The 12212-nt window shown below is 31.5% G+C and carries 9 protein-coding genes, 7 tRNA genes and 1 riboswitch; of the genes, 1 reads left to right on the top strand and 15 read right to left on the bottom strand.

Annotation, left to right across the window (positions count from 1 at the left end):
- Positions 1–62: 62 nt before the first annotated feature.
- The 15 genes from modA to OW730_RS03490 all read right to left on the bottom strand — a co-directional run bounded on the left by modA (position 63) and on the right by OW730_RS03490 (position 11193).
- Complete coding sequence (modA, locus tag OW730_RS03560; RefSeq protein ID WP_271227717.1) at positions 63–872, bottom strand: molybdate ABC transporter substrate-binding protein; 810 nt, start codon at positions 870–872, stop codon at positions 63–65.
- Positions 856–1491, bottom strand: a complete 636-nt coding sequence (locus OW730_RS03555) for an ATP-binding cassette domain-containing protein (protein ID WP_271227716.1) — start codon at positions 1489–1491, stop codon at positions 856–858. The genes modA and OW730_RS03555 overlap by 17 nt, the downstream gene beginning before the upstream one ends.
- A 4-nt stretch (positions 1492–1495) precedes the next feature.
- Positions 1496–2275 (bottom strand): molybdate ABC transporter permease subunit, encoded by a 780-nt coding sequence (modB, locus tag OW730_RS03550; protein ID WP_271227715.1) that lies wholly within the window; start codon positions 2273–2275, stop codon positions 1496–1498.
- Between the two features lie 30 nt (positions 2276–2305).
- A complete protein-coding gene (locus OW730_RS03545) occupies positions 2306–3325 on the bottom strand; it encodes a molybdopterin-binding protein (protein WP_271227714.1) in 1020 nt (339 codons plus the stop codon).
- Positions 3306–4139 (bottom strand): XdhC family protein, encoded by an 834-nt coding sequence (locus tag OW730_RS03540; RefSeq protein WP_271227713.1) that lies wholly within the window; start codon positions 4137–4139, stop codon positions 3306–3308. Before OW730_RS03540 ends, OW730_RS03545 begins: the two co-directional genes overlap by 20 nt.
- 167 nt (positions 4140–4306) lie before the next feature.
- A complete protein-coding gene (locus tag OW730_RS03535) occupies positions 4307–5524 on the bottom strand; it encodes a cation:proton antiporter (protein WP_271227712.1) in 1218 nt (405 codons plus the stop codon).
- Between the two features lie 540 nt (positions 5525–6064).
- Positions 6065–6140 (bottom strand) — tRNA-Gly (locus tag OW730_RS03530).
- 12 nt (positions 6141–6152) lie between these two features.
- Positions 6153–6237: transfer RNA gene (locus OW730_RS03525), tRNA-Leu, on the bottom strand.
- Between the two features lie 77 nt (positions 6238–6314).
- Positions 6315–6389 (bottom strand) — tRNA-Gln (locus OW730_RS03520).
- A 5-nt stretch (positions 6390–6394) separates the two neighbouring features.
- Positions 6395–6470, bottom strand: a tRNA-His gene (locus tag OW730_RS03515).
- 4 nt (positions 6471–6474) lie between these two features.
- A tRNA-Gly gene (locus OW730_RS03510) sits at positions 6475–6548 on the bottom strand.
- A gap of 5 nt (positions 6549–6553) precedes the next feature.
- Positions 6554–6630: transfer RNA gene (locus tag OW730_RS03505), tRNA-Pro, on the bottom strand.
- 3 nt (positions 6631–6633) lie between these two features.
- Positions 6634–6710, bottom strand: a tRNA-Arg gene (locus tag OW730_RS03500).
- A 597-nt stretch (positions 6711–7307) separates the two neighbouring features.
- The gene (add, locus tag OW730_RS03495) at positions 7308–8303 is read right to left on the bottom strand and encodes an adenosine deaminase (RefSeq protein ID WP_271227711.1); all 996 of its coding nucleotides are present in this window, start codon (positions 8301–8303) and stop codon (positions 7308–7310) included.
- 231 nt (positions 8304–8534) lie between these two features.
- A riboswitch (purine riboswitch) is annotated at positions 8535–8634 on the bottom strand.
- A gap of 144 nt (positions 8635–8778) precedes the next feature.
- Positions 8779–11193 carry a glycoside hydrolase family 31 protein gene (locus OW730_RS03490; protein ID WP_271227710.1) on the bottom strand — a complete coding sequence of 805 codons (2415 nt, stop codon included), beginning with the start codon at positions 11191–11193 and terminating at the stop codon, positions 8779–8781.
- 161 nt (positions 11194–11354) lie between these two features.
- Here OW730_RS03490 and OW730_RS03485 point away from each other — a divergent pair, with 161 nt between their 5' ends.
- Entirely contained in the window at positions 11355–12212 is an 858-nt protein-coding gene (locus tag OW730_RS03485) for an AraC family transcriptional regulator (protein WP_271227709.1), read from the top strand.

Raw genomic sequence — 12212 nt, 5'->3', positions numbered from 1 at the left:
CCTCCAGATATTATTTCCATTAATAATATATGATTAATATTTTAATATCTCCACTATTCCTGCTAATTTTTTACTATTGAAAACCCATATTTACGAAAAATCTTCTTAATATCATAACTTAGTAACTCATTAAAAACTTCTATATTATCCTCTTCATTTTTTAAAAGACATATATAGTAATTACTCTTCACTTTCATCTCTTCTGGAACATCTAATTTATATAATCTATCCTTTACTTTTTCTGTGAGATCTGTGTTATATATAAATCCAACATCCCCTTCTCCAAGATATAACTTATTAACAACTTGCTTAACATTTATCTCCTCAGAAACAACATTGCTCAAAACCTTTTCGCTAAACCCATTTTCAATACCATTAAGTTTTTTAAGTAACTTATTTGCATATTCTCCGGCTGGAACATAATCTTCTGCTTTCAACACTTTATAATCTCTATGTATCTCATTCCATTTCTCAATATTGTTTTTATTATTAACAGCTATTATTATCTCATTTGATAAAAACTTCTTATCCTTTTCAAAGTCAACCTTTTCTTTCAGCTTATCATATTGACTTTTGCTAGCAGATATATAAATATCCACATCTGCGCCTTGTTCTATCTGCAATCTTAATTTACTGCTACTATTAAAGCTAACCTTTATCTCAATATCAGGATGTTTTTCTGTTATTTCTTCAACAGCATCACTTAAGGATTCTGTCATTGATGCTGCAGCATATATTATTACTTTCTTATCCTTTAATTCTTTCTTTCCACATGCTATTATAACTACTGCAATCAAGAAAATCATAATAATACATGCTTTCTTGTTCCTATTATTTCTCAATACTCTCACCTTCTTAAATAATTTCCCCATTAATTATTTTTCCATTATTTATCTTAATCACACTATCCACATAGCCTTTTACATATAATTGGTTATGCGTTATAATCATCATTCTTGCATTCCACTTTGTACACTTATCTATAATACACTTAAGTACACATTCTCTTAGATTTTCATTCAAAGAAGATAAACCTTCATCTATGAGAAATAATCTAGGTCTTATACTCAGCATCCTTGCTATATCAACTCTTCTCAATTCCCCTCCAGATAATTCTCCTGGTTGTTTCCTCAGTATATCCTTTATATCAAGTCTATTAAGAATATCAATATAGTCCTTATTATCAATATTGCATCCCATAGTTATATTATCTTCTACTGTTAAATGAGGAACCAAAAAACTCTTCTGCCTTACATACCCAATTCTTCTTTTATGAATAGGAATATTCACCTTCTCCTCTGATGAATATAGTACATCCTTTCCAAAAACAACTTTCCCTTTAGTTGGAGTCTTCAAACCAGATATAACATCAAAAACACTGGTCTTTCCAGCACCTGATGGTCCCACAATAGCACATCTCATAGATTTAATTCTCAAATTTATGTTCAAATTAATATTCTCATATGCTTGTTCAAACTCAATATTTAACATAATTCTAATCCCAACTCTTTCTACCCAATAAAGTAACTACTATAAGCACCATAATAGCTATCACTATCATAATTAGCGCCATTGCCAAAGCTTCATTAAAATCACCTTCCATAGCGGAATATATAGCTAGTGGTAATGTCTGTGTTTCCCCAATTAGATTTCCTGCAAAGATTATTGTTGCACCAAACTCTGCAAAAGCTCGTCCCCAAGACATAAGCAACCCTTTCAATAACCCAAATAACGCCATAGGTATAGTCACCTTAATAAAAACCTTTATAGGGCTAATTCCTAACACTAAGGTGGATTTCTCTATTTCCACATCCACCTTGTCAAAGGCCTCTTTAGCTATTTGAATAAAAAGAGGCAGAGATACAAAACATTGCGCCATAATAACAGCAAAGAAGGTGAATGGAATGCTTACTCCTAATACAATTAAAATTTTACCTATCATCCCTTCTCTCCCAAAGGCTAAAAGCAATATTATCCCAGCAACAGAAGGAGGACATAATATTGGAATATTTAATATCATAGATATTATCCTCTTGCCCTTGAATTGGTTTCTTGATAGATAGTACGCTATAGGAACTCCTAATATTATATTTATTAGCATAGTAATTCCGGTACTTTTTAAACTCACCTTTAGACCATCTATAAATCTCTCACCAATGCAAATTCCACCTTGATTTAGCAAATATACTATGAGTGATATTATTGGTACTGTAAAAAATCCTATAACAAGAACCAAAATTACTTTTATTATTACAGCTCCAATGTTACTCTTCATTTACATTTTCTCCACACTAATTTCTTCATCTTATTCACCCTTTCCAAAGGAACATTTAGGGTATACACATTTTTCACAATTCAAGCACAAGCCTCCATGAGCTAGCTTTATAATGTCCATCTTCTCAAGCTTTTCCCCAGCCAATATTCTAGGAAGAAGTAAATCAAATACACTTCTTTTAGAATACATAACACATCCAGGTAATCCCAAAATCACTTTATTTCCACTATATGCTACCAATAGCATAGAACCTGGAAGTACAGGTGCTCCATATTTTATAACCTTATCTGCACACTCTCTTATTGCAGATGGTGTAAGATCATCAGGATCTACCGACATTCCTCCAGTACAAACAACTATATCAGCCTCACTCTCAAGTCCTCTATTTATAGCTTGTACAATTTTCTCCTTATTATCTGGCACCTTTACTTGGTTTATAACTCTAGAACCATACTCTTGAAATTTTTCTTTTATAATAGGACCAAAACTATCCTTTATTCGCCCATAGAATACCTCACTCCCCGTTGTAACAACAGCCACCTTCATTTTATTAAATTGTTTTATTTCCACTATTTTTTCATTGATATTTTTTCTTACTTCATCTAATTTATCTGTCTTTATAATTAGAGGTACTATTCTAGTTCCAGCTACAATATCCCCCTTCTTTACAGGAGTGTTATTATGAAATGTAGTTAACACTATATCATCAAAACAATTGAACTTAAATAGCATTTCTTTATTTACCTTTAATAAACCATCCTGTGAAGATATAAAGTTTATCTTCCCCTCTTTAACCTCTGTAAATTCCAAGCCTTCACCAGCCGAAATCTCCCTTAATACTTCTGCTGCATCATTCTCATGGGTCATAGTTTCATCATTTTCCCACACATAGATATTGTCTTTTCCCAGTGATAATAAAACTGGTAAATCTTCTTCTCTTATAACATGTCCTTTTTTAAAAGCTCTTCCTTTAAATTCACCAGGTATTATTTGAGTGATATCATGACATAGAATCATCCCTATTGATTCTTTAACAGGTTTCTTTTTCAAAAAAATCTCCTCCAAACTTTACCTTCTTTAAGTGCTCCCCACTTCCTGTATTCTTTACCTTAAGTATCTCTCCAAGAATAGCAAATGCAATCTCTTTAGGTTCTCCATTTGATATATCGAGCCCCACTGGAGCATATACTCTATTTAATGATTTTTCAGTTATCCCTTTATCTTTTAAACTATTAAGGGTGTGAATTATTTTATGTTTACTACCTATCATTCCAATATATTTGGCATTAGAATTAACAACTGCTTCTAAAGCATCCTGATCATACTTATGCCCTCTTGTTACAATAACTATATAATCATTAGATGTAATATTAATCCCCTTAAGATTTTCATATATATCTCCTTTTAATACCTCTTCACTATTACTAAAAATATCTTCATTAGCAAACTCTTCTCTATCATCCAACATAACAGTTCTGAAATTGAGATAATTACTTAAAAAATATAATTCCTTACCAATATGACCACACCCTGCAATTATTATCCTGTCACTAGGAACAAACACCTTTATATATATTTCTGTCTTTCCTCCACATTGCATATGTAATTCTCCCTCATCATTCAATTCAAGAGTAAGCCGCTTATTCTCACCTTTTTTCACTGCATCAACAGATCTCTCTATTACCTCTTTTTCTAATGCTCCTCCACCTATAGTCCCTGAAATATTTCCATTCTCATCAACTCCCATGGTTGTACCTTCTTTTCTAGGGGAAGAACCATATGTATCAGTCATAATAGCAATAGCACATCTTATCCCTTCTCGTATATTATCTTGGATAAATCTTAGAACATTCAAATCTTCCATTAGTTATCCTCCTTTCCTTTTTAACTATTTAATTCTTTTGCATATAAATTTACCTAAATACATTATAACACTTTATTTCATTTTTAGTAATATTTTACATTGCAGTGTTTTAAAAAAGCACTAGAGCTTTCACTCTTAGTGCAATATAAAAATATTATGCTTTTTCTTTATGATGCAGATAACTTCTCTATGTCTTCCTCATTAACAATCTTAACTTTGTTCAATAATTTTGGTGCAGAAATCTTTATTCCAATAGCTCCCAATGGTGCTGTTACTATTATAGATAATACAGCTATGGCTAACATCAATTCTCCTCCAACTACACCTGCTTCTAGTGGTTTAGCCCCAATAGCAGCCTGTACTGTAGCCTTTGGAACATATGCAATAGCACAAAACAGCTTTTCTTTCATTGATAACCCTGACTTCATAAGAGCTATTACGACTCCAATAGTACGAGCAATAAGTCCTATTGAAATTATTAATAAACCTACTAATCCTGCTTTTATAGCAATATTAATATCCACCGCAGCACCAATCAACATGAATAAGAATATCTGTGCAAAATACCAGATCTTATTTAATGATGGTTGAATCTCCTCAGCAGTTTCTTTACTGTACTCAAGAAGTAAGAAACCTATGGTCATTATACTTAAAAGACCTGATACTTTAATAACACCTCCTAAAATATATACCCCGAAAGAAGATGCTAATAATATTAATAACTTATCTTGCTTAGAAAATTTTGTCTTAAAAATCTTCATAATCTTTATGATCATATAACCTGAAATACATCCTAGTAATATTCCACCTATTATCTCAAAAGGAATTGCTAAAAGCTGCTTTCCTAAAGGAACTCCTGTATTCTTTTCAAGTCCCATAAATACAGCAAATAATGTCATTGCAAATATATCATCGATTGAAGATCCAGCTAATATTAATACGGGAATCCCCTTATCCATACCTCTACCGGACTCTTTTAGTTTAAGCATTGATGGCACTATAACCGCAGGAGAAACTGCAGCAATTATAAATGCTAATATACCTGACTGAATAAAGGACCAATCTAATAAATAATGAGTTATTAACAGTATAGTTCCACCTTCTAATAAACATGGAATTGAGGCCATCTTCATTGAAACCTTTCCAACCTTTTTCAAGGTCTCTTTGTTTATACCTAACCCAGCTCTTAAAAGAATTATTATTAACGCCATACTTCTTATGTCTGCTGCATTATCAAGTATTGCCCCATCAATAAGGTTTAGAGCATATGGTCCAACTATTATACCTGCGATAATCATCCCAAGCAATCCTGGTAATTTAATTTTTGAAAATATTTTATTTCCTAAAAAACCAAAGAACAATATTATAAGTACGCTTTTTATCATTTTACTCTCCTTTTTATTTCAAAATAGAGTTTTATCATCCTTAATGATTATATTATATTTTTTTTAAAACATCTATGGAAAATAGTTAAAAATACCTTGAAGAACAAATGCATACTATGCGTAGGATTAAAAAAAAATGTATAATTGATAATGTATAATGTATAATGATGGATGCTTCTCACTTACATGAGAAGCTACATTTTATTGTTCTTTAAATAAAGAAAGGTTTACTCATTTTATCCTAAGATAAAATATTGTATTTAAAATGCAATGTTTCATTTCTAATGAAACGAGTAAAATCCTTATTATCCAATGAACAATAATATCAAAATTTCACGAAGTGAAATGTCCATCATTATACATTATCCATTCTACATTATACATTATCTTTTATACTTCACATACATCCACTTCATTTTTTATTCTTAAGTAATTTTTTTAATTTTCTTAAGAATAAAAAAAAGACCTCCCGATTCATCGAGAGGATTTTGAGGACATAAACGTGTTTTGGAAATCTACCCTAATAATACATTTTTTTAATGGAGCGGTAGACGAGGCTCGAACTCGCGACCTCCACCTTGGCAAGGTGGCGCTCTACCAGCTGAGCTACTACCGCACATAAAAAAATTGGTGCAGGTGAAGGGAGTCGAACCCTTACACCCGAAGGCGCTAGATCCTAAGTCTAGTGCGTCTGCCAATTCCGCCACACCTGCACGTGTTATGATTCCCAAAGATTAAATCTTCGGAGATCATGATTGAAAATATGAGATCTATTGACACAGATCTCATTTGGCTGGGATAGCAGGATTCGAACCTGCGCATGACGGAGTCAAAGTCCGTTGCCTTACCGCTTGGCGATATCCCAATGTATGGGGTGGACGATGGGACTCGAACCCACGACAACCAGAACCACAATCTGGCGCTCTACCAACTGAACTACGTCCACCATATGGAGCGGGTGATGGGAATCGAACCCACGCTACCAGCTTGGAAGGCTGGAGTTCTACCATTGAACTACACCCGCATAAGTGGTCGGGGTGACAGGGCTCGAACCTGCGGCCTCATGCTCCCAAAGCACGCGCGCTCCCAATCTGCGCCACACCCCGATATGGTACGCCTTAAGAGATTCGAACTCCCGACCTACGGCTTAGAAGGCCGTTGCTCTATCCAGCTGAGCTAAAGACGCATATCACTTGATTTACCACTTATTTTTTCTTTTTTTGTACCCGTCTCTCGAGCACTTCTATATAGTATCACATACTTTGAAGTATTTCAACAAAAAAAAACATAAATTTTAAAGTTTTAAAATTCAAAAAATTCATATCAAATATTTTGTGATTTATATCTATTGTTATATGCATTTATAGGTACTTTTTTAATATTATTTATCTATAAAATCCCTTGATATACTAAGACTTAGCTAATATTAAATAATTTTAAAAATTTTGTGAAATTTCACATAGTTTTTGTTAACAATTTCCAAGTGATACTCTCTAAAAAACTAATTCCATCACCTTAAAGTACAAATACCTATATTTTGATTAAATCAATATTATATAAATTAATAAAAAAACATAAATATAATCAAAAATATTTTTAAAACCTAATACAATAATATATTAACAGAAGAAATTAAATATTAACTATTTAAAATTACATATAATAATGTAGAAATTAATCATGGTATTAATAATTTTAATGTACATTCACAACAATTTACTCTATAAATAATAAAAACCTAACCACATTTGTGATTAGGTTTTTGTTCCTTAGTTTAAACTTCTTAATAGATATAAGATCTTAATTTTTCTTTTACTTCTTCTGTTGCAAAACTAGCTTCAACACCATACATATACATTTGTTTATAATCATCTTCATTAAATATATTCATATCTTCTAATATCTCATATTCTTTATTCAAATCTGTATTAGATACTGTCATATTATCAGTATTTATAGTTACTTTTATTCCATCTTCAAAATATTCCTTCATAGGATGCTCTTCATAACTTACAACTGCTTTAGTCTGAACATTACTTGTAGGGCACACCTCTAAAACAACATTCTTCTCTTTAAGAAGTTTATATGCCTCTGGACAATCTTTTGAATATACCCCATGTCCAATTCTTTCAGCATCTAAAAGTTCTATTGATTTTAATACATTCTCTCCAATTCCTGTTTCTCCTGCATGAATTGTAATTCTGTAACCTAACTTTTTAGCTAAATTGATAGGCGCCTTAAATACCTCCGGGAAACCAGCTCTTTCACTTGAACATAGATCTACAGCAACTACCCCTTTACCAAGGTATTTTGCACCTTTTTCTACAACTTCAAAACATGCTTCAACTGGCATAGTTCTCATACATGATAATATTAGATTTCCGTGTATACCAAACTCTTCTTCTCCACGTTTTATTCCACTAATCACGCTTTCAACTATCTCTTCAAATGTTAATCCTTTATTTATATGAAGTAATGGTGCAAATCTTATTTCAATATATTTTACATTATCCGCTGCAACATCTTCCATAAGTTCGTATGTGATTCTTGTTATGTTTTCTTTAGTTTGCATTACTTTATTTGCTATATCAAATTTCTCTAAGTATTCATCTAATGATTTACAATCTTGAGGTGCCTCTACTAGTTTTCTGAATTCTTCTACAGTTTCTACTCCTAAATCTAATCCTTCTTTTTTAGATAATTCAAATAAAGTCTCCGGTCTAACACTTCCATCTAAATGACAATGTAATTCAATCTTTGGCAATCTCTTAATTTCCATTGTTCGCCCTCCCACTCTTTATATACCAACACTTTTGGATTTTATATTAATTTCTTTCAAAACATCGTTCGTATTTTATCTTTTATTATTATACTCTATTTTTTTAATTCTGCCAACGTTTTCAGTCTTTTTTTCAGTTTATTTATAAAATTATTGAATTATATAATTCCTTCACAATTATTGGCCTGTTTATATTAAAGTATAAAAAAACTTCTGATTACGAAGAAAATTTGAATGACAAATTTTCTTCGTAATCAGAAGTTATTGGCTCCTGGTAGAGACCCCTAAACCATATCATTAGGGTTATACGAAGTTTGTTTTTATTTATTTTTCAATATTGTATCATATATAAAATAAAAGTCAACCTACAAAAATTAACTATTATTAATTTTTGCTTTACTTTTCAATTATCTAATTATAATAAGATTAAAGCACATCCTTTTGAATGTGCTTTATATTTAACGTGAATTTTTTATTATTGCATATTAAAAACAGGTTTATCATTTATAATTTCACATAAGGCTACAACTATACTATTGTGCAAATCTATCTCCCTCAATATACTAATATCTTTAATTATCTCTTCTCTTCTTTGCCATAACCATTCTTTTTTATCACTTCTAAGTTTGCATGCTTTAATAAGCTTTTCAACCTTTTCTATTTGATTTCTATTTTTCAAAATAGAATTATATTCTTTTATGATAATTTCAACTTCTTCATTAGGTCTAACTTCTATCTTATCTGTGATAATAGAATTATCATTATACTTGTATTGCACCTCTTCCTGTATATCTCCTTTAATTACTACTATTTCTGATGGTTTGTTGAAAGCTTTTATATTTAAAACATATCCTCTATCTTCAGGAATATACTCTGATTCACCCTTTGACTTAAAGATTTTAATCGAAATATAATCATCTTTCTTTTCCTGGGTAATTCTAGTTAATGCATATTTATTGTTTTTATACCCTTGAGAAACGCCATCATCCTCAAATAATTCAAATTCTCCTTTATCACCTGGATAGATATTTAATTCAATTGTAGATGGATTATCTACACCATCCCAATCTACTTCTTCACCCAGTGGAATTATAGTACCTGATTTTGCGAATATAGGAATTTCATCTAACTTTCCATAAAGAGCATAATGTCTATTTCCTTCATAATACTCTCCACTAAAGAAATCATACCATTCACCTTCTGGAAGCCATATAACTTTACGTGTTAATTGAGTTACATCATCTTTAGGGTTTACAAAAGGCGCTGCTATTACCCCTTCTCCAAAGTAATATTCATCCTTCCACTTATATGCTTCATCTTCATTAGGATATTCATAATAAAGTGGTAAAAATGGAGGAATATCTTCTTCGTGATTTTTCCATGATAAAGTATAAATATATGGTATTAACCTATGCCTTAATCTCATAACATAAGCTGTTATATCAAGTACCTCTTTTGTATATCCCCATGGATGTCTATCTGCAAATGTCTGTTTTGTACTATGAAGCCTCATTATAGGGCTGAATACACCATATTGAACCCATCTCGTATACAACTCTCCATCAGCTATTCCGTTCATATGACCACCTATGTCATGACTCCACCAACCATACCCCACATTAGCCGCTGTTGAAGTTACATATGGTTGGAAAGATAAGCTTTCCCATGATATAACTGTATCTCCTGAGAATCCAATTGGATACCTGTGATTCCCTAATCCTCCCCATCTTGAGAAAATAAACGGTCTCTTGCTTTCCTCTTTTGCTGCATCTGCAAAATGAAGATGATTTAAAATAAACAAAGGATCTAAATGTGACCATTTTGTCTTCTTTCCCTGCTGCCAATCCATCCACCAAAAATCAACACCGTCTTTTTCATGAGGATGATGAAGATATTTCAAATACCCTTGAGCAAACTTCTTATTAGTAATATCAAAGAAAACCGTGTCTCCTTTTTCCTCATTTACTCCCATGAACTTCGCCATTTCAGAATACATTTCTTCATGTGGCCTTACACCATCTGCAGGGTGTAAATTCAAAGCTGTTTTCAATCCTAAATCATGCAGTTCCCTAATGAATGATTTTGGCTCCTTAAATAACTCTTTATTCCATGTATACCCTGTCCATCCACCGTTTTTTTCTCTAGGTACATCTGTAATATGCCAATCCATGTCAACAATACATACTGAAAGAGGAATCTTCTCATCTTTAAATTTATTCATTAGTCCTAATAATTCCTCATCATTATATTCCCAATATCTACTCCACCAATTTCCCAAAACCCATCTTGGTAACATAGGAACTTTTCCGCTTAGCTTAATGAAATCCTTCAAACATTCTTTATATTTAGTTCCATATCCAAAGAAATAAATATCTTCATAACTTCCAGCTTCCCTTAACTCTTCTACAAACCATCCATCTCTATCAAAAGTAAAGCTATCACTATCATCAACTGTAGCCCACCCCTCTCTAGACATAAGACCAGGGCCAATGTGAGTTTCTCCATCTACATCATCAAGAGTACGCAATGTCCCTCTTAAATTTGGCCAACTATCCATACCATAATTCCATAGGAAACCATTGTCTTTTACTAAAATCTTTAAAGAATTATGAGTAAATCCTAGTATATTAGGAGTATAATCCAACCTTAAATGTTCTGTTTCAATTACCAACTTATCATCATTATTTTCATAAGTAAATTTAGGAACTTCCTGCTTTCTAAACCAAAATGTCTTTGTTGCCTCATCTCTAAATTTATTATTTTTGCTATATTCCATCCTAATCAATCTTGATGTTATAACAGTAAATCTTACATCTTTTCCGTAAACAAATGCTTCTTCATGAGCCTTAGGCTCCATAGGTACTTTTAAACACTCTTTAAATTCTTTCATACCAACACACCCCACATTTAATATGTCTATATTGTATCAATCACTACTACAAAATATCTTCAACTATCTTTTCTAAAAGTACAACTATTTTTACTTGAATAAAACAAGTATTGCTTCTATACTTTAGTTAATAAATCTGTTATTTATTCGGAGGAAAAGCCATGCTTCACACTATAAATATGAATGATAAAACACTTATAGAATGCGAAAATTATTACCTAGACTGTGATTTTGATGAAACTTCAGGACATATTCATAATGAAATGGAAATCTCTTTAATTAAAGATGGACATGGTGAATATGTTGTAGACGGTAAAATAATTCCCGTTGATAAAGGGGATATATTTATCTTTAATAATATTCAGCGTCATGGTTTAAAAGTTACAGGAGATGCTAAGTTAATTAATATGGTAATACATTTTGAACCTAGGTTTATTTGGTCTACTCCAAATGATGTATTCAATTATAAATATTTAAGTGTCTTTTATAATAATAGTATAAAAGGAAATAAGCTTCCTTCCGGTAGCTATTATAATAATAAAATTTCTTCTCTCATGATAGAATTAGAAGATGAATTTGCAAATAAACACCTGGGTTATGATCTTATGGTAAAAGTAAAACTATTGAATATATTAGTGTTATTGATTAGATATGCAGGAGAAGAGGATACAAGCTATTGCTCTTTCAGAACTACCGATATTACAAACATTGAAAAAGTACTTACCTTTATTGAAAATAATTATATGAATCCAATAAAGCTTGAGGATTTATCAAAATTAGTATTTATGAATCCCTCTTACTTCTCTAGATTTTTCAAAAAGCTTAACGGAATTTCCCCTATAGATTATTTGAATAGATATAGAATTCATAAAGCTTCTACACTGCTTGTATCAACGACTCTTCCCATTCTAGAAATCGCATACATATGTGGGTATAATAATGCCTCTAATTTTAATAAATCATTTAAACAGATAACAGGCTTATCTCCTTCGCAATTTAGGATAAATAAGATTATATAA

This window comes from Oceanirhabdus sp. W0125-5 (assembly GCF_027938815.1).
GTDB lineage: Bacteria > Bacillota > Clostridia > Clostridiales > Clostridiaceae > Oceanirhabdus.
This window is presented reverse-complemented; position numbering and strand designations above follow the sequence as displayed.